The following is an 18,213-nucleotide window of genomic DNA, read 5'->3' on the forward strand; positions in this document are numbered from 1 at the left end:
TATGGTTTACCATACAGGTAAAGCCCCATCGGCTGTATTGGGCCACTATAATGGCACGACACGGCTGAACCACAATCAGCGCACATCAGACACAACGAACATCATTCAGCCTGCTGTGCGCAGACAAATTCAGAGCGAACAGAGAGCCGTTTTCTCGCTTTCTGTTTATAAAGTCAGTGAACGCAATGAACGGATATGAAATTTGAATAACGACCGCGTACAGCCTACTTTCCTCTTCCACGATTATGAAACCTTCGGCACCAGCCCCTCTCGCGACCGGCCCGCCCAGTTTGCCGGCCTGCGCACCGACAGCGAGTTTAATCCGGTTGGCGAGCCCGACGTGTTCTACTGCCGTCCGCCTGATGACTATCTGCCACAGCCCGAAGCCGTGATGATTACCGGCATTACCCCGCAGATAGCGATGAGTCGCGGCATGATCGAAGCAGAGTTTGCCGAGCGTATTCATACGCTGTTCACCACCGAACAAACCTGTGTGGTGGGCTACAACAACGTGCGTTTCGATGATGAAGTGACACGCAATATCTTCTATCGCAACTTCTATGACCCTTATGGCTGGGCCTGGCAAAATGGCAACTCACGGTGGGACCTCCTGGACGTGATGCGTGCCTGTTACGCATTGCGCCCTGACGGGATCATCTGGCCGGAGAATGAAGAAGGCTTCCCCAGCTTCCGGCTGGAGCATCTGACCAAAGCCAATGGCGTAGCCCATGAAAATGCCCATGATGCGATGTCTGATGTGTACGCCACGCTGGCGATGGCGAAGCTGGTAAAAGAGAAGCAGCCAAAACTGTTTGAGTTTTTGTTTACTCATCGAAACAAAAACAAGCTGATGAACCTGATCGACATCCCGCAGATGAAGCCGCTGGTCCATGTCTCCGGTATGTTCGGTGCCGCGCGCGGCAACACCAGCTGGATCGTGCCGCTGGCCTGGCATCCCGATAACCGCAATGCGCTGATCGTGGTGGATCTGGCGGGTGACATGTCGCCGTTGTTGCAACTGGATGTTGACACGCTTCGTGAGCGTCTTTTTACGCCGAAAAACGACCTTGGCGATCTGCCGCCGGTGCCGGTAAAACTGGTGCATATTAACAAATGTCCGGTGCTGGCCCCTGCCAGTACGCTGCGTCCGGAAGATGCGGCCCGTCTGGGCATTGACCGTCAGCACTGTCTGGCGAATCTGGCACTGCTGCGTCAGCAGCCCGACGTGCGGGAAAAGCTGGTCACGCTGTTTGCGGAAGCGGAGCCGTTTACGCCGTCAGACGATGTAGACACGCAACTTTATGATGGCTTCTTCAGTGATGCCGACCGCGCCGGGATGAATATCATTCGTCAGACCGCGCCCGCGAATCTGCCCGCGCTCGACCTGAGCTTTGAAAGTGCACGGGTGGCAAAACTGCTGTTCCGCTACCGGGCGCGTAACTTCCCCGGCACGCTGGATGATGCCGAGCAGCAACGCTGGTTGCAGCATCGCCGTGAAGTGCTGAATGCTGAGCGCGTGTCGGCCTTTATGCAGGAGCTGGAGGGACTGGCCAATCTGCATGAAGCGGATGCAGAAAAGGTTGGGCAGCTGAAAGCGCTCTATCTCTATGCGCAGGAGCTGGTTTCCTGACGTACTGAGACACTCAGACCCGGCATCACCTGCCGGGTCTGAGTGTCTGATATTGCTGAATCAGAGTACGGTCCACGCCAGCCAGGTCAGTGCAAAACCGCTTAATCCCATTATTGTCGTCAGCACGGTCCAGGTGCGTAAACCATCGGCGACGGATAATCCAAGATAACGTGTCACCACCCAGAATCCCGCATCGTTGACATGCGACAGTCCCAGGCCGCCAAAACAGGCTGCGAGGGTGACCAGTACCCGCTGCATATCCGTCACACCAGTTACCGCCTGCGTCAGCAAACCGCTGGTGGTCAGGATGGCCACCGTGGCTGAACCCTGTGATGCACGCAGTGCCAGCGACAGGATAAACGCAGCCGGGACCAGCGGCAGATGCAGCGTTTCAAGCGTGACCGCCAGCGCTTTACCCACGCCCGACTCCACCAGCACTTTACCGAATGCCCCACCCGCACCGGCCACCAGAATCACGCTGGCTGAGGTAGGAATGGCGCGACCGGTCAGATCTTCCAGCTTGTCTTTGCTCCAGCCCCGTCGCACGCCCAGCAGCCACGCCGCCAGACCTAAAGCAATCAGCAGGGCAATCGGCGGCGTGCCAATCACGGTCATCACATTTCGCAGCAGGCTCCCTTCTGTCAGGAGTGTGTGGGACAGCGTTCCCAGCACAATTAACACAATCGGAACCACAATCAGACCGCTGATGGTCAGCGCGCCGGGTGGAGCTGGCTCATTTTTCTTTTCCTGTCCCTCCGGCTTCGCCATCTGCAACTGTTCCAGCACCTCCACCGACAGATGGTAATGGCGACGGTTCATGACCTTCGCCACGTAGTAGCCGATGATGCCGACCGGCACTGAAATCGCAATACCCAGCATCATCAGCCAACCCATATCGGTGTGCAGGATGCCCGCCGCAGCGGCTGCTCCCGGATGGGTCGGCAGCGCCACGTGCACTGTCAGCATCACACCCGCCATCGGCAGACCAAATTTCAAAGGTGAGACGCGTGCCACCTTAGTGAAGCCATAAATCAGCGGGATGACGATAATAAAGCCCACTTCGAAAAACACCGGAATGCCCAGGATAAAGGCCGCCATGGTCAGGGCCGCGACGGTTCGCTTTAGCCCCAGCGTTTTACTGAAGCGTTGCGCCAGCGATTCAGCACCGCCCGAGGCTTCAATAATCGCCCCAAGCATGGCACCCAAAACGATAATGATGGTGATATGACCGAGCAGTCCACCCATCCCGGTGATAATCGTCTCCATGATTTTTTCAGCCGGAATGCCGGTCGCGATAGCCACCAGCAGACTGACAATTAACAGGGCGACAAACGGATGAACTTTGGCTTTGATGACCAGCAGCAGCAGGATCACGATGCTGGCGGTCGCTATGGCTAACAGCAGTGCGGTGGACATAGTAAACCTCAGAAATTGTTATATTTTTTGGGTTATCGGCGTACAGAAATAGCAGGTACAGGGCCAGAAAAAAGGCAAGCCTCTCCCTACCGGTGCCGAAACACCGGTTTTAAAGCACGTTAAATCAGGTTCTTATCTTCCAGGTTTTAAACCAGCCAAGCCCCTCGGTCGTTTTTCCGCGCGGGATATACTCGCAGCCGATCCAGCCGGTATAGCCAACCTCATCCAGCAGCGCGAAGAGGTACGGATAATTAATTTCACCCTCATCCGGCTCATGGCGATCCGGTGCCGACGCAATCTGTACGTGACGATAGCGTCCGGCATAGTGGCGAATCAGATGGCTGAGGTTGCCGTCAACGCGCTGCGCATGGAACAGGTCAAGCTGAGTAAACACATTAGGCCGGTCGATCTGTTCAGCCATCTCCAGCGTCTGATACTGGCTGGCGTAGAGATAGTTGGGTTTGGTTGTCGGGTTAAGTGCTTCTATCAGCAGGGTGATGCCGTGCGGCGCAAAGCACTCAGCCGCATAACGCATGTTGCTGATAAAGGTCTCGACGTAGCGCTGGCGGTCGGCACCAGGCGGCACCGTCGCGGCCATGATATGAACCTGCGGGCAGTTCAGCGCAATCGCATAACTCAGGGCGCGATCGATATCCGCCTTAGCTTCCGCTTCCCGTCCGGGAATGGCAGAGACGCCCCACTCACCCGCCGCAATGTTGCCGGGAGCCGTGTTGAACAGCACCAGCTCCAGATGATTATCATCAAGCCACTGTTTTATCTGCGCGGCGGGATAGTCATAAGGAAACAGAAATTCCACCGCAGTAAAACCGGCTTCAGCTGCTGCCGCGAAGCGTTCAGCAAAGGGGTATTCTGTAAACTGCGTCGAGAGGTTAGCAGCAAACTTCGGCATTATCGTCTCCTTAATTCCGCCACTTCGCCATCATTGAGATAACGAATCGGGCGGTCGCCCAGGGTAAAGATCAGCCGGGCAGTCTCTTCCAGCTCTTCGGTGTTATCTGCCGCTTCCTGTAATGATTTACCTACCACCACCGGACCGTGATTCGCCAGCAGAAAGGCACGGTAGCGCGGTGCCAGCGTTGCCAGATCCTCGGCCAGTCGTTCATCGCCCGGCTTGTAGTAAGGCACGACCGGCACATCACCTACGCGCATCACGACATAAGGCGTAAACGGGCGAATGCAGTTTTTCTTGTCCAGACCCTGTAAACACGACAGCGCTGTGAGGTAGTGGCTATGCAGATGCACCACTGCCCTGCAGTCGGGATTATTCAGGTAGAGCGCGCGATGAAACGCGATTTCCTTGGAGGGTTTATCACCGGAGAGCCATTCCCCCTCAGGCGTGACTTTTGACAGCCGATCGCCCTGTAATTCCCCGAGGCAGGAACCGGTGGGTGTCGCCAGCAGATTGCCATCGGTCAGCAACATGGAGAGGTTACCCGCCGAGCCGGTGGCATAGCCACGCTGAAAGAACGACGCGCCAAGACGCACCATTTCGTCACGCGCCTGCTGCTCCGCGAAAGAGAAAGATTCAGACATAAGTAAACTCCGTTTGCGCGCGGCGGAAAAAGTCTTCATCGCCAAAATTGCCTGATTTCAGGGCCAGTGAGAGCGGCTGATGGATATCGCGAACCCAGGGTACGCCAGGTGAAATGGTCGGGCCGATGTGAAAGGCCGTTACGCCCAGGCTCTGCGCAACCACACCGGAGGTTTCACCGCCCGCCACGATAAAGCGCTGCCAGCCGCGCTTTTTCAGCTCACGGGTGACGGCGGCAAACAGCTGCTCAACGGCTTCACTGCTGCGCTCCGCACCATAGCGCTGCTGAATGACCTGCAACTGTTGCGCGTCCGCAGTGGCAAACAGCAGCGGTGCCAGCGCCTGATGGCGATGTGCTTCTACCCAGTCGCACAGCTGTCGGGCATACCCTTCGGCATCTTTCAGGCAGTGTTCAATCTCAACTTCGCAGGCCGGTGCCAGCTGGCGATACGCGGCAACCTGCCGGTTGGTCATCTGCGAGCAGGAGCCGGAAAGCACCACGGCGCGATCGCCCTGCGGACGACCGGCCTGCTCCGCCTCAGCGTCGGTCTCAGCCGTCGCCCACTGCCGTGCCAGACCGATAGCCAGCCCCGAACCACCGGTGACCAGCCGCATATCGCTTAGCGCCGCGCCCAGCGTCACCAGATGATCCTGATGCAGAGCATCGGTCACGACGTAGTTGATCCCCTGCGCCGCCAGCTGGCCCAGCGCCTGACGCACTGACTCTACGCCCTGTTCGACCTGCGCCGCTGCGATCAGCCCGGCTTTTCCCGACGCCTGCGACGTCATCAGACGCAGCAGGTTGCTGTCGTGCATCGGTGTGACCGGATGATGACGCATCCCGGAATCTGACAGCAGCTGATCACCGACAAACAGATAGCCCTGGTAGACGGTGCGGCCATTGACCGGCAGCGCCGGACAGATGACCGTCTGCGTTTCACCCAGTGCGTTCAGCAGGGCGTCGGTCACCGGACCGATATTGCCCTGCGCGGTGCTGTCGAAAGTAGAACAATATTTGAAGTAGAAGCGCTCGCAGCCCTGTTGCTGCAGCCAGGCCAGCGCCGCCAGCGACTGGGCAACCGCCTGCTCTGCCGGACAGGAGCGGCTTTTCAGGCTGACCACAATCGCCTGCGCCCCGGTGTTTTCTTCGCTGGCGGGGATGCCGTTGAATTGAATAGTGCTCAGGCCGTTCTGCACCAGAAAACTGGCGATGTCCGTCGCACCGGTGAAATCGTCCGCTATGACCCCAAGACGCATCAGTTTTTCTCCCCGGCCTGTGGCAGCGTGATACCGCTGAAGATTTTAATTACCGCGCTGTCATCTTCACGGCCATATCCCGCGTTGCTGGCTTCGGTGAACATGTTGAGGGCGGTCGAGGCCAGCGGCAGCGGGAAGTGCAGCGATTTGGCAGTATCGGCGACCAGATTAAGGTCTTTCACAAAGATATCGACGGCTGATTTCGGGCTGTAATCCCCGTCTACTACATGCTTCATACGGTTCTCGAACATCCACGAATTGCCCGCCGCATTGGTGACGACTTCATACATGGTTTCCAGCGGGATACCGGCCCGCGCCGCCAGCGCCATCGCTTCTGCACCCACGGCGATATGAACACCCGCCAGCAGCTGATGGATAATTTTGACGGTAGACCCAAGGCCGATTTCACTGCCCACGCGGTACACTTTGGCCGCGACCGCATCCAGCACCGGCTGCAGGTACGCAAAGGCTGCGTCGCTGCCTGAGGCCATCACGGTCATTTCACCGCTTGCGGCTTTGGCGGCACCGCCGGAAACCGGGGCATCCAGCATCAGCAACTGGTGTTCGGCCAGCCGCTGTTCAATCTGCTGCGCATCGTGCGCGGAGAGCGTGGATGAAACCATGACTGCGGTACCGGGACGCAGTTTTGCAGCCAGGCCCGCTTCACCGAACAGAATGGCGTTTACCTGCTGCGCGTTCACCACCAGCAGCAAGACGGCATCAAGTTGGTCTGCAAAGGCAGAGGCAGATGGCTGCGCATCACGCGCGCCGGCCTGACGTAAACTCTCCAGCGCAGCGGGGTTCAAATCGACACCCCAGGTGTTTAAACCGGCACGCAGACAGGATTTCGCGGCACCCATGCCCATAGAACCTAACCCGATAACACAGATGTTTTCAGCTGGCACGTTACGCCTCCACTGTTAAATTAAGTGATTATTTGTTTGTTACTGTTAATCCTGCCAGCTTACTCCCGGTAAAAATGTGTTATCCCTCACAAAAAAACATCACACTTGTGAACAGGAACAATTTTTAACATGGCATATTTATCCGCAATCTGGCTCTTAAAGGGCGTTAAAGCAAGCTATCATGGGGTGCATGCTGCTATTTTTTGTTCTGGATAAGCGGCAGATACTTTATAGTGTGAAAAAATGATAATTATCAGGGAGCAGATATGATTCCGGTTGAACGTCATCAACAGATTCTGGCGCTGGTCGCCGATCGTGGCGTGGTCAGCATTGCAGAACTCACTGAGCGGCTGGGTGTGTCACACATGACCATACGTCGTGATGTGCAGAAACTGGAAGAACAAGGTGCGGTGTTGTCCGTTTCCGGCGGCGTACGCTCGGCCGATCGGCTGGCGGCTGAACCCTCACATCTGACGAAAAGCGCCCTCTACAACGAAGAAAAGTGCGCTATCGGCCACACCGCGGCCGGGCACATTCCGCGTAACAGCTGCATCTATCTGGATGCCGGCACCACGACATTAGCGCTGGCACGAGAGCTGGTGGATCGGGATGATGTGCTGGTGGTGACCAATGATTTTATGGTGGCGAATCTGCTGATGGAAGCGAGTCAGTGCCGGGTTATTCACACTGGCGGCACCGTATGCCGGGAGAACCGCTCCTGTGTCGGCGAGTCGGCGGCACGAAGCCTCCGTCATCTGGCTATCGATATTGCCTTTATTTCCGCCTCCTGCTGGGGGCCGCGCGGCTTGTTTACGCCGGATGAAGATAAAGTGATGGTGAAACAGGCGGTGAGTGAGGTGAGCAGTAAGCGGGTGCTGCTGAGTGACAGTTCGAAGTACAACAGGATTGCGACGTTTCTGGCGTTACCGCTGGAGAGGTTTGATGTGGTTATAACCGATAAAAAACTGAGTAATGCAGGACGGGAGTTGTTAAGTATGGGTAACTGGGAGCTGGTGCTGGCCAGTTAAACCGTTGCCGCCTTTCCGTTCTTGCGGAAAGGCGGCAACGTTAGCGCGATTAAACTTCTTCGCTGAACTGCGGCACCGGATTACGGAAGCTGCGGGTCACAAAGGCCAGGTAGATAATCCCGATGGCGGCCCAGATCAGGCCCAGCTCCATAGAACTCTCTTCCAGGTTTACCCACAGCGCACCCACCGTCAGTGCACCCAGCAGCGGCAGCAGCAGATACTGAACGTGATCTTTCAGCGTGCGGTTACGCTTCTCACGGATCCAGAACTGCGCGATCACCGACAGGTTCACGAAAGTAAACGCCACCAGCGCACCAAAGTTAATCAGCGCGGTAGCCGTGACCAGATCAAAGTTAATCGCCATCAGCGCAATCGCACCGACCAGCAGCACGTTGAGCGATGGGGTACGCCATTTTGGATGGATATAACCGAAGAAACGCTCCGGGAACACACCATCACGGCCCATCACATACATCAGACGCGATACGCCAGCGTGCGCTGCCATACCGGATGCCAGCACCGTGACCACCGAGAAGATCAGGATGCCAACCTGCAACGCTTTACCGGCGACAAACAGCATGATTTCAGGCTGTGAGGAGTCCGGGTGCTGGAAGCGGGTGATGTCCGGGAAGTAAAGCTGCAGGAAGTAAGACGCAGCGATAAAGATCACACCACCAATCAGCGCAGTCAGGAAAATGGCGCGAGGAATTGTGCGTTCTGCATCTTTGGTCTCTTCCGACAGCGAACTGATGCCATCAAAGCCCAGGAACGAGAAGCAGAGTATGGTCGCACCGGTAATCATCGGCACCACATGGGCATTCTCAGACCAGAACGGACGGCTGCTTACCAGCGTACCGGAACCGACGCCGCTTGCCACACCGTAGATCACCATCGCAGTGATCCCAACCATGACAACCACCTGCAGCACCACAATCACGCTGTTGAAGTTCGCAACAGTTTTGATGCCCTTGAGGTTAGAGAGCGTCATAAACCCAACCAGCAGCACAACAAAAATCCACGACGGAATGCCCGGCACCAGCGATTCGAAATAGTTTTTAGCCAGCAGGATGTTGATCATCGGCATGAACAGGTAGTCCAGCAGAGATGACCAGCCGACCATAAAGCCGACATGCGGACTGATTGCCTTCTGAGCGTAGGTATAAGCGGAGCCCGCAGAGGGGAAGCGGCGTACCAGCTTACCGTAACTCACAGCAGTAAACAGAATCGCAACCAGCGCGAAAGCATAAGCGGTGGCGACGTGACCGTCGGTCAGCCCGGAAACGATGCCAAAGGTATCGAACAGGGTCATAGGCTGCATGTAGGCTAAGCCCATCATGACGACCGGAAGTAACGTGAGTGTTTTTTTGAGTTGCGCACGCTGCGGTGCGGCGGAGGTATTAAGCGACATGCTTCAGTCCCCCATGTGCAACAACCTGGCTGGGCTGGGTCACAGGGCAACTGCGCATTAAGCGACAGGGAGAAAGGTTAGCGGTTAACGCGGCGCCGTAGTCATCACGAAAACGCGTACCAGCGTTAGCTGGCAGAGTGTAAAACATCCCCATCTTTGTAATCCTCAATCTCACGCTTACGCGTGTTTTCAGTGTTTATCTATCCGGGTGCGTGCCCGGCCTCGGTTAAGTCAGCAAAAACGCTCTATTAAAACCTGATGCAAAAAAAATAACCGGCGCGTGAAGCGTCGGTTATCATCTGATTTTGCAGGCCGCGTATTCTGCCCCAACCCGTGGCAGAAATACAAGCCATCGGGGCATCTTATGCAAAAATAACGCACGGAAGTGCGGGTAAACCGGCGTTTCAGGCGTTTTTCAGCATCCAGTCAATTTCCGTAGAGGTAATCAGCCGTTCAAACTGCATCAGTTCATGATTCTTGCAGCTGTGCCAGACACTGGCAAAACGTTCGCCCAGTAACTTCTGCAACGGATAACTGTTGTCAAATTCATACAGTGCATCGCTCTGACGAATCGGCAGTGCCAGCCCCTCGGCATGATGACCGTTGCCAGTGACCGGATGCGGCAACGGCAACTGAGTATCCAGCCCGTGCAGCATCCCGGCCAGAATAGCCGACACCACCAGATAAGGGTTAGCATCGGCACCAGCCACGCGATACTCAATACGGTGGTTATCAATATCGCCACAGGGAACGCGCAGTGCAACCGTCCGGTTGTTATGGCCCCATGAGGCCTGCAACGGCACATAGGCATCCGGAACAAAGCGGCGATAGGCATTCACGTTAGGTGCCAGCAGCGCCATTGACGCGGGCATCAGGTCGATCATCCCGGCCAGCGCGCGTTTCATCAGCGGCGAATCACTGCCGTCATCGCAGGCGAAAGCATTGTGATCGGCCGCATCCAGCATGCTGATATGCACATGCATACCGCTGCCCGCATACTCTTCATACGGCTTGGCCATAAATGTTGCGGTCATACCGTGATTTTCCGCCACCTGACGAATCAGACGCTTGAGCTGCACCGCATGGTCGCAGGCACGCAGCACGTCGCGCGTGTGGTGGAGGTTAATTTCAAACTGTCCGGGCGAGGCCTCCGCCAGCGCGCCGTCGGCCGGTATGCCCTGCTGACGCGCCAAATCGTCAATGTCGCGCAGCACATCGGCGAAGTGATCGAGGTTATCTACCGAGTAGACCTGGTTCTGCATATTGCGTTCATCACTACCAGGCGAACACGGCGGCTGGATAAAGCCTTCTGCATCACGCTTTTTGTCCACCAGATAGAACTCCAGCTCTACCGCTACCACCGGAAACAGCCCTCGGTTACGCAGCTGTTGCCACAGCCGGTTAAGGACATTTCGGGGTTCAACGTCAAAGGGAGTGCCATCTTGGTTGCACATGGTTAACAACAGCTGCGCAATGTGTTGAGGGTCAGACGCGGAGGGAACTAACGTACCGGTGACGGGCAGACAGAGGTTATCAGGTTCGCCCAGTGACTGCCCGAGTCCCGCTTCTTCCACCGTGTTGCCGAGGATATCCATGGCAAACACCGAGGCGGGGAAATAACACCCTTTTTCCAGTTTAGACAGCGCAGAGACCGGAATGCGCTTGCCACGGAACACACCATTTAGATCATTTAACAGGATGTCGACATACTGCGTTTCAGGATGGCGCTCCAGCCAGGTTTTCACCTCAAGCTGGAACGCGCTGGTTCGTTTCTCTTCACTGTGAAGCATGAAGTCTTCCACTTCTACCAGGTTAGTCATGATCTCACCCGCCCCTATTAGGTTTGCGTAATGCTCAAAATAACAGCCACACCACTAACATAGCGCCAACATAAAAAGTGTGCAAATGTAACAATTCTGTTTGAAGAACAAACAGCAGGTTGTTAGATTGAAAAAATATTGCACACTTAGTCACCAGACGTGCCTTTTCGGTAGATATTTCGAACAGCGATGCGAGGACGGGAGATGGGCATTATTTTTGACAAGCCGTTGATTGGCGTAGTGATGTGTCAGAAAGATTTGGGCGGCCATCTGACCCAGACGGTTCACAACAAATATATCGACGCGATTGTTCTTGCGGGCGGTGTGCCGCTGGCACTTCCCCACAGTCTGATGAATGCCCCTCATCTATTAGAAAACGCTATGGCTGTTCTGGATGGCCTGCTGCTAACCGGCAGCCCGAGTAATATCGAACCCTGGCATTATGGCGAGCCGGGCGAAGAGCCCCATGCCGATCCAGGTCGGGACCATCTTGCCTTTCAGCTAATCACCTGGGCCACCAGCCACAAAATGCCGATATTCGGGATCTGCCGTGGCATGCAGGAGCTGGTGGTGGCGAATGGCGGCGCGCTGTGGAGAGAAGTCAGCGGTCAGCCGCCGTTTCAGCGTCATCATGAAGATGAGACGCTGCCACTGGATCAACAGTATGCACCGGCACATCAGGTCACTATCGAACCGGATGGCGTGCTGGCAACATTACTCGACAGTGATAGCCCACTGAGGGTCAATTCACTGCATCATCAGGGCGTACGCGAACCGGGCCCGCAACTGAGCGTTGAAGCGCGTGCGCCGGATGGCCTGATTGAGGCCGTCAGTCTGCGCCATCATCCCTTCGCCCTCGCGGTACAGTGGCATCCCGAGTGGCAGCCAGAAATCACGGCGGGATCACAGGCGCTGTTCAGCGGCTTTATTCAGGCCGCCATTCGCTATCACAGGGGAAAAGCAGATGAGTGATGCCACGCTGGCACCAGGACGACGGCTGGCGCAGATTCGCCAGACGCTGGGGCTGTCGCAACGTCGGGTTGCCGAACAGGCCGGACTGACTCACAGCGCCATCAGTACCATTGAGCAGGATAAAGTCAGCCCGGCAGTCAGCACGCTGCAGAAGCTGCTGAAGGTTTATGGGTTATCGCTGTCAGAATTCTTTTCGGAACCCAAACCGGACGCAGAACCCAAAGTGATTGTCCGTCCCGGCGACCTGGTGGAGATTGGCAGCCAGGGTGTTTCGCTGAAGCTGATCGACAACGGTGGTGCGCAGCGCTCGCTGGGCATGCTGCTGGAAACGTATCAACCCGGCGCCAGTACCGGCGAGAAGCTGCGTCATCCGGGCGAGGAAACCGGCACGCTGCTGGAAGGCGAAATTACGCTGGTGATTAACGGACAAGCGTTTCATCTCTCCGCCGGAGAGAGTTACGTGATTGATACCGGCTTACCGCACAGCTTTACCAACAGTGCAGACTTCCCGTGCCGCATTGTCAGTGCCCACACGCCAGCAAATTTCTAGGCGCATTCCGGAGGTTGTTATGAATTATGTGGAGAGTTATTACGCTGCGACCGCCAATACGCATGCGCCCTGGCCGATGCTGCAGGAGAGTATTCAGTGTGACGTCTGCATTATTGGCGGTGGTTTCACCGGTCTTTCGGCGGCACTGCATCTGACCGAGGTGGGTTACGACGTGGTCGTGCTGGAAGCAGCACGCGTCGGCTTTGGTGCCAGCGGTCGTAATGGCGGTCAGGTGGTGAACTCCTACAGCCGCGACGTAGATGTGATTGAACAGCGCTACGGCATAGAGAGCGCCCGCATGCTGGGCGGCATGATGTTTGAAGGCGCTGAGATTATCCGCGATCGCATTAAGCGGTATGCAATTGAGTGTGACTACCGTCCTGGCGGCATCTTTGCGGCCCTGAATGCGCGCCAGATGGCGCATCTGCAGAAACAGAAAGCGTTATGGCAGCAGTATGGCAATCACGATCTGGAGCTGCTGGACGAACGCGCCATTCGCCGCGAAGTCGCCACCGAACGCTACGTCGGTGGACTGCTGGATCGGCGTGGCGGTCATCTGCATCCGCTGAACCTGGCACTGGGTGAAGCAGAAGCCATCCGGCGACATGGCGGGCGCATCTATGAACAGTCTGCGGCAACGAATGTGGTTTATGGTACACCTAATCGGGTGAAAACGGCTCAGGGCGAGGTGAGCGCAACGTTTGTGATCTTCGCCGGTAACGCCTATCTGTCACCGCAACTGGAGCCGCGCCTGAGCAGGAAAAGCATGCCGTGTGGATCGCAGATTGTCGCGACCGAGCCGCTGACACCCGACCAGGCGTTATCGCTGATGCCGAACAACTACTGTGTGGAAGATTGTAACTATCTGCTGGATTACTTCCGACTGACCGCAGATAACCGGCTGCTTTATGGCGGCGGTGTGGTCTATGGCGCACGTGAACCGGCGGATATCGAAGCGTTAATACGACCCAAACTGGCGCGCACGTTCCCGCAGTTGCAGAATGTGAAGCTGGACTTCAGCTGGAGCGGCAATTTCCTGCTGACGCTGTCGCGCATGCCGCAGTTTGGCCGGCTGGAGAACAATGTCTACTTTATGCAGGGCGACAGCGGCCATGGTGTGACCAGCACGCATCTCTCCGGGAAGCTTATAAGCGAAGTGTTACGCGGCGACGCCGAACGATTCGATGCTTTTGCCCGCCTGCCTCACCTGCCGTTCCCGGGTGGCCGACGCTTTAAGGTGCCGCTGACGGCAATGGGCGCGGTGTGGTATACGTTGAGGGATCGGCTGGGGGTGTAAGGTTATTTTTTACCCTACCCTAAGTAAGACTTAATCTTGCCGCATTGCTATTGATGCTTTGATATTCAAACGCCCCACAAAAGCAGGAAAGGTCTGACGCAGAACGGTGAATCAAATACGTTTTGCGTGCAGTTTTAGTTACTACCAGGCCTGATTGCGTCGCTTTGCGATAATTTCGCGTATAAATTTTCCAGGGCGATTTTTAAGCGGTAGCAGACCCTTTTTTATGTGCTGAAGAGCAAAACTTATCACATGACTGAAAAGTGCATTGGTCAGACACCCAAATTCTTTGCAGATGTACACAACTACTCTCTGGATGAAATGGTATTACGGCCTTAACAATTTCTTGATCCTATCGCTGCCAGGTGTCAGGATTTGCACCTCACTTTTTACAGAACTTTGCCATGCTGAAACTTTTTGCCAGATACATGTCAGTTGGTGTCATCAATACGCTGATCCATTGGGTGACCTTCGCCATCTGTGTAGAGAGGGGTTTGCAGCAGTCACTGTCTAACTTTATTGCATTCTGCATTGCTGTCACCTTCTCTTTCTTTGCCAACGCAAAGTGGACGTTCAGTTCAGAAGCCACAACGATCCGCTACATCATGTATGTGTTTTTCATGGGCATGGTTGCCGTCATGATTGGTTCCTATGCTGACCGGATGAAGGTCAACCCTGTCGTAACCCTCATCGTCTTCTCAGCAATAAGTCTGGTATGCGGCTTTGTCTATTCGAAATACATCATTTTCCGAGATAAGAAATGAAAATATCGCTTGTTGTTCCCGTTCTGAACGAACAGGAAACACTTCCTGTTTTCTATCAGACTGTAAGAAATTACACGCCGCTTGCAGATGATGAGATTGAGATTGTTTTCGTCAATGATGGCAGCACAGACAACACTGAATCTCTGATTCAGGCGATCATGAAAAATGACGCGTTAGTCAAATACGTGTGCTTTACACGAAATTTTGGCAAAGAACCCGCCCTGTTTGCAGGCCTTGAGGCTTCGACCGGAGATGTGGTTATTCCTATAGATGTAGACCTGCAGGATCCGATCGAGGTTATTCCGCTCCTGATCTCGAAGTGGAAAGAAGGCGCAGATGTTGTGCTGGCTAAACGGGTTGACCGCTCATCCGATAGCCACCTGAAGCGTAAAAGCGCTGAATGGTTCTATAAATTACACAACATGATTAGCAAGCCGCAGATTGAAGAAAATGTGGGTGATTTCAGGTTAATGTCCCGTCATATTGTCGATAACATTAAGCTTCTACCTGAGCGAAATCTGTTTATGAAAGGTATTCTTTCATGGGTAGGCGGAAAAACAGAGGTCGTTGAATACACGCGCGCTGAACGCATCGCGGGTTCGACAAAATTTAATGGGTGGAAACTCTGGAACCTTGCCCTGGAGGGGATAACGTCATTCTCTACCTTTCCTTTACGCATGTGGACCTATATCGGTTTCTTTGTGGCCGGGCTCTCTTTCATTTACGGCGTCTGGATGATTGCAGATAAGCTGATCTGGGGAAATCCGGTAGCGGGTTACCCGTCGATTCTCGTTTCTATTCTTTTCCTTGGCGGTATTCAGCTAATTGGTATTGGTGTGCTGGGAGAGTATATCGGCAGGATTTATATCGAGACTAAGCAGCGTCCGAGATATATTATTAAGAAAGACCAATCAATTTAGACAGAGAAGATCAGGCTTTATAATGAAAGGCGAGCCAGGAAAGATCCCCTCTGACTCGCAACAAACAAGCCTGTTTGACAAAAGTCATAATAGATCTTTGGCTCGTTCAAAAGAAAGTGAGGTTCATTAAATTATTCATAAAGCAAGCATCATACATGTATTAACTAATAGTGCCTCAGTTAAATGGAAAGCGGCGTGATTATAGTCAACCCTCATTCAGAATCAAGTCAATAATGAAAGCCCACATTAGGGATTTCATTAACACAGCAATAGCAATCAACCTGATTCTGCAATAAATCACATCATAAAACACAAAAGTCATTCATGCTAAAAATGAGGAGTCGTCATGCACTTAAGCGCATAAAGTATAGGGCAAAAAATAATTTTTTACAGCACTCCCTTCGTTTATGAATTCTATATGTGAACTTTCCTGGCTCAGAAATAAACAGGATTTTTTAAAATGAAATTAATTACTGAGCTGGCTCGCCTTAGAATGTTAAGGTGGGTCGTGACGGAATTTTTTACTCCGTCCGACACAGAACTTAAAAATACTTTATAAACTCAAAATCATCACCTCGGCATATTCATAAGATGCGATTCACTCCAGCGGCATCTTCACCGGATCGTCATAGCGATACTCAAACCCGAGTTCATTACAGATACGCGACCCATCAATCAGCTTCCCACTATCCTTTATGGCCTCTGGCGCGAACTGCGGCGGCTGCAACCCCAACTGACGGGTAACTGCGGGATAGAAGGTGTCGCGCGTCGGATGTTTCGGCGCACTGAGGTTATAAACCCGGCCCCCTTTGGGCGACTGCAGCAGCAGCGTAATCGCCTCGACCACGTCATCCAGATGCACCAGATTCACGCCCTGCGAGCCATTCGCCACATCCTGCTTGCCCGCCAGGAAGCGTCCCGGATGGCGCTTTGGCCCGACCAGACCGGACAGACGCACAATATCCACGCTGGTTCCTGGCAGATCGTGCAGCCAGCTCTCCAGCTTAACCAGCGTTTTACCGGCTACCGTTTCGGCGGTCAGCGGGCTGTTTTCCCGTTTAATGCCAGAGCTGCCGCCATAGACTGACGTTGAGCTGGTAAAGATGATGCGCGGCACTTTATACACCAGCGCGGTATCGACCACATTCTGCACCGCCTGCAGATAAGCTTCGCCGCCTTCCGCAGTACGGCTGGCAGGTAACGTGACGATTAATGCATCGACGTTAAAGAGCGGCTCGATATCGGCAGCATCACACAGCAGTTCCGGCGTCAGTTCCAGCTGGAACGCCTCAATGCCGCAGCGGCGTGCGGCTTCAACACCGTCTGGCGTGGTTTTGCTGCCGGTAACCTGCCAGCCTCGCGCCGTTAACGCCGTGGCCAGCGGCATACCCAGCCAGCCCAGTCCCACAATCGCGACCTTCTTCATTTTGACTCCTGACGTGAAACATCAACCCTGACTTCACCGTAGTTTGCCCCCGGATTGCAAACCAGAACAACCTGTTTCAGCGCTTTCTGAACCGCCTGTTTAAAAAAGTGTTGCCAAGCGCAGCCATCTTCGTTAGGTTAAACCTCACAAATGAATACTCATTCATCGACGAGATTATTATGACACGCGTTCAGTTCAACCATCATCACCACCATCATCCTGACTAGTCTTTCAGGCGATTGGTGCTGGAAGACTTTCAAGATCTTCCAGTGGTGTGAACGCAAGAGAACCCCCGGAAGATCGTCTTCCGGGGGTTTTTTTATGGGCTGACGTAACCACACATTCAGGACAGGAAAAGGACAGGAACCATGTTAGATAACACCCGTTTACGCATAGCTATGCAGAAATCTGGCCGTTTAAGTGATGATTCACGCGAACTGCTGGCGCGCTGCGGCGTTAAAATCAACCTTCAGCAACAGCGCCTGATTGCGTTTGCGGAGAACATGCCGATCGACATCCTGCGTGTGCGCGATGACGATATCCCTGGCCTGGTGATGGATGGCGTGGTCGATTTAGGCATCATCGGTGAGAACGTGCTGGAAGAAGAACTGCTCTCACGTCGTGCTCAGGGTGAAGATCCGCGCTATTTCACGCTGCGCCGCCTGGATTTCGGCGGCTGCCGCTTGTCACTGGCGATGGCGACTGACGCCGAGTACACCGGCCCGGAATGCCTCGATAAGTCCCGCATCGCCACCTCTTATCCTCACCTGCTCAAACAATACCTCGACAAAAAAGGTGTCAGCTTCAAAACCTGTCTACTGAACGGTTCCGTGGAAGTGGCGACCCGTGCGGGTCTGGCGGATGCCATCTGCGATCTGGTCTCCACTGGTGCAACCCTGGAAGCCAACGGCCTGCGCGAAGTTGAAGTCATCTATCGTTCCAAAGCCGTATTGATTCAGCGTGACGGCGAGATGCCTGCCGCCAAGCAGGAGCTGATCGATAAGATGATGACCCGTATTCAGGGCGTGATTAAAGCGCGTGAATCGAAGTACATCATGCTGCACGCGCCGAGTGAGCGTCTGGAAGAAGTGATTAGCCTGCTGCCTGGCGCAGAGCGTCCGACCGTTCTGCCACTGGCAGGTGATGTCAGCCGCGTAGCGATGCACATGGTCAGCAGCGAAACCCTGTTCTGGGAAACGATGGAAAAGCTGAAAGCACTGGGTGCCAGTTCCATTCTGGTGCTGCCTATTGAGAAGATGATGGAGTAA

The 18,213-nt window shown here is 54.6% G+C and carries 17 protein-coding genes and 1 other annotated feature; of the genes, 9 read left to right on the forward strand and 8 right to left on the reverse strand.

Annotated elements, in window-relative coordinates; genetic code table 11:
• The first annotated feature begins 202 nt into the window (after positions 1-202).
• On the forward strand, positions 203-1,630 hold the full coding sequence (gene sbcB, locus AC6I77_RS12160) for an exodeoxyribonuclease I (RefSeq protein WP_004571337.1): 1,428 nt from the start codon (positions 203-205) through the stop codon (positions 1,628-1,630).
• Between the two features lie 60 nt (positions 1,631-1,690).
• Here sbcB and AC6I77_RS12165 read toward each other — a convergent pair whose 3' ends face one another.
• The 5 genes from AC6I77_RS12165 to ltnD all read right to left on the reverse strand — a co-directional run bounded on the left by AC6I77_RS12165 (position 1,691) and on the right by ltnD (position 6,760).
• Positions 1,691-3,046, reverse strand: a complete 1,356-nt coding sequence (locus AC6I77_RS12165; RefSeq protein ID WP_004571336.1) for a GntP family transporter — start codon at positions 3,044-3,046, stop codon at positions 1,691-1,693.
• Positions 3,047-3,170: 124 nt separating this feature from the next.
• Positions 3,171-3,956 (reverse strand): HPr family phosphocarrier protein, encoded by a 786-nt coding sequence (locus AC6I77_RS12170; protein ID WP_004571335.1) that lies wholly within the window; start codon positions 3,954-3,956, stop codon positions 3,171-3,173.
• Positions 3,956-4,600, reverse strand: a complete 645-nt coding sequence (gene otnC, locus AC6I77_RS12175; protein ID WP_375150270.1) for a 3-oxo-tetronate 4-phosphate decarboxylase — start codon at positions 4,598-4,600, stop codon at positions 3,956-3,958. Before otnC ends, AC6I77_RS12170 begins: the two co-directional genes overlap by 1 nt.
• On the reverse strand, positions 4,593-5,855 hold the full coding sequence (gene otnK / locus AC6I77_RS12180; RefSeq protein WP_497816962.1) for a 3-oxo-tetronate kinase: 1,263 nt from the start codon (positions 5,853-5,855) through the stop codon (positions 4,593-4,595). Before otnK ends, otnC begins: the two co-directional genes overlap by 8 nt.
• On the reverse strand, positions 5,855-6,760 hold the full coding sequence (gene ltnD, locus AC6I77_RS12185; protein ID WP_275769032.1) for an L-threonate dehydrogenase: 906 nt from the start codon (positions 6,758-6,760) through the stop codon (positions 5,855-5,857). Before ltnD ends, otnK begins: the two co-directional genes overlap by 1 nt.
• A 266-nt stretch (positions 6,761-7,026) precedes the next feature.
• Between ltnD and ygbI the strand changes: the two genes are divergently transcribed.
• Positions 7,027-7,788 carry a DNA-binding transcriptional repressor YgbI gene (gene ygbI, locus AC6I77_RS12190; RefSeq protein ID WP_008926050.1) on the forward strand — a complete coding sequence of 254 codons (762 nt, stop codon included), beginning with the start codon at positions 7,027-7,029 and terminating at the stop codon, positions 7,786-7,788.
• Positions 7,789-7,837: 49 nt separating this feature from the next.
• Here ygbI and AC6I77_RS12195 read toward each other — a convergent pair whose 3' ends face one another.
• Both AC6I77_RS12195 and AC6I77_RS12200 read right to left on the reverse strand, forming a co-directional pair.
• Positions 7,838-9,196, reverse strand: coding sequence for an APC family permease (locus AC6I77_RS12195; RefSeq protein ID WP_004571330.1), 1,359 nt, complete (start codon positions 9,194-9,196; stop codon positions 7,838-7,840).
• A gap of 404 nt (positions 9,197-9,600) precedes the next feature.
• On the reverse strand, positions 9,601-11,016 hold the full coding sequence (locus tag AC6I77_RS12200; RefSeq protein ID WP_497816963.1) for a glutamine synthetase family protein: 1,416 nt from the start codon (positions 11,014-11,016) through the stop codon (positions 9,601-9,603).
• A 204-nt stretch (positions 11,017-11,220) separates the two neighbouring features.
• Between AC6I77_RS12200 and puuD the strand changes: the two genes are divergently transcribed.
• The 5 genes from puuD to AC6I77_RS12225 all read left to right on the forward strand — a co-directional run bounded on the left by puuD (position 11,221) and on the right by AC6I77_RS12225 (position 15,519).
• Entirely contained in the window at positions 11,221-11,988 is a 768-nt protein-coding gene (gene puuD / locus AC6I77_RS12205) for a gamma-glutamyl-gamma-aminobutyrate hydrolase (protein ID WP_497816964.1), read from the forward strand.
• Positions 11,981-12,538, forward strand: coding sequence for an HTH-type transcriptional regulator PuuR (gene puuR / locus AC6I77_RS12210; RefSeq protein WP_008926054.1), 558 nt, complete (start codon positions 11,981-11,983; stop codon positions 12,536-12,538). Before puuD ends, puuR begins: the two co-directional genes overlap by 8 nt.
• Before the next feature lie 19 nt (positions 12,539-12,557).
• Positions 12,558-13,835, forward strand: a complete 1,278-nt coding sequence (locus AC6I77_RS12215; RefSeq protein ID WP_497816965.1) for an NAD(P)/FAD-dependent oxidoreductase — start codon at positions 12,558-12,560, stop codon at positions 13,833-13,835.
• 404 nt (positions 13,836-14,239) lie between these two features.
• A complete protein-coding gene (locus AC6I77_RS12220; protein WP_497816966.1) occupies positions 14,240-14,599 on the forward strand; it encodes a GtrA family protein in 360 nt (119 codons plus the stop codon).
• A complete protein-coding gene (locus AC6I77_RS12225) occupies positions 14,596-15,519 on the forward strand; it encodes a glycosyltransferase family 2 protein (protein WP_497816967.1) in 924 nt (307 codons plus the stop codon). Before AC6I77_RS12220 ends, AC6I77_RS12225 begins: the two co-directional genes overlap by 4 nt.
• 598 nt (positions 15,520-16,117) lie before the next feature.
• On the opposite strand, the gene AC6I77_RS12230 is transcribed toward AC6I77_RS12225, so the two are convergent.
• On the reverse strand, positions 16,118-16,945 hold the full coding sequence (locus AC6I77_RS12230; protein WP_497816968.1) for an SDR family oxidoreductase: 828 nt from the start codon (positions 16,943-16,945) through the stop codon (positions 16,118-16,120).
• A 179-nt stretch (positions 16,946-17,124) separates the two neighbouring features.
• Here AC6I77_RS12230 and hisL point away from each other — a divergent pair, with 179 nt between their 5' ends.
• Together hisL and hisG are read left to right on the forward strand one after the other, a co-directional pair.
• A complete protein-coding gene (gene hisL / locus AC6I77_RS12235; protein WP_100396937.1) occupies positions 17,125-17,172 on the forward strand; it encodes a his operon leader peptide in 48 nt (15 codons plus the stop codon).
• Positions 17,148-17,268 (forward strand) — a sequence feature (His leader region). (Overlaps the previous gene by 25 nt.)
• Before the next feature lie 45 nt (positions 17,269-17,313).
• Entirely contained in the window at positions 17,314-18,213 is a 900-nt protein-coding gene (gene hisG / locus AC6I77_RS12240) for an ATP phosphoribosyltransferase (protein WP_004571317.1), read from the forward strand.

Source organism: Pantoea sp. X-Soil-ISGK-259 (assembly GCF_059730705.1).